Annotated in this window: 1 pseudogene; it reads right to left on the bottom strand. The window is 68.6% G+C overall.

The features are described 5' to 3' along the window. Nucleotides 1-821, bottom strand: a pseudogene (locus ACPXB3_RS22410) (HNH endonuclease); the annotation flags it as partial.

Raw genomic sequence — 821 nt, 5'->3', positions numbered from 1 at the left:
GCCACCACATGGTCGAGTTCACACGCCTCCGCAGGCATGCCGCAGTACGGGAACCGACACCACAGATCGGTACCCAACACCTCCGCCCGCACCCGCGCCGACGGCCGATACCGCAACGCACCCGGCGGTGCCGTGGCATGCCCACCATGCCCACTCGGATCCCACGGCGGCGCCAGGGACCGATCAGCAATCGACTCCACCAACCGCGCCGCAATCTGCCGCACCGCCTCCGACACCTCGACACGGGTCGCCAACGGCGCCAACTCCCCCGCCAACACCGGATCAATCACCCCATACCCCCGCAACCGCGGCACCACCACCCCCGCCGAATCCGCCACCAGCGTGAACGCCGGAGCATCCGGGGTGATCATCGGCGACGGAACCACGATCGGCGCCGGGATGTCCTCGGCAGGAGGAGCGTCGTCAGGGTTGCTGTCGTCGGCAGGTGCGTCGGCATCGACAGGTACCGGTAGCTGCGAATCCCACTCGGCGGCCTCAGCCGCATCCGCCGGGGTCTCCGCTGCGGTCTCATCGGCCGGAGTCTCATCGACCGGCTCGGTGTCGGGGTCTTTCGCCGCCCGCGCGCACCCATCCCGACCACACGTACACGACAGACGGGCACCCGGAACCCCCGTCAACTCGGCCAGGGCCGCCACCCGCTGCTGTCCGAGCGTGCGCCGATCATTACGGCACACCCGCAACCCGATCAACGCCGCGATCCGATCCCGCAGAAACACCCCGACATGGGCGGGCACACACGCCTCGATATTCACATGCCCAACCGCATCATTGGTGATCGACACCTGCGCGAACGCCTCATC

Origin of the sequence: Gordonia sp. DT219 (assembly GCF_049847065.1) — a bacterium.
Taxonomy (GTDB): Bacteria; Actinomycetota; Actinomycetes; order Mycobacteriales; family Mycobacteriaceae; genus Gordonia.
This window is presented reverse-complemented; position numbering and strand designations above follow the sequence as displayed.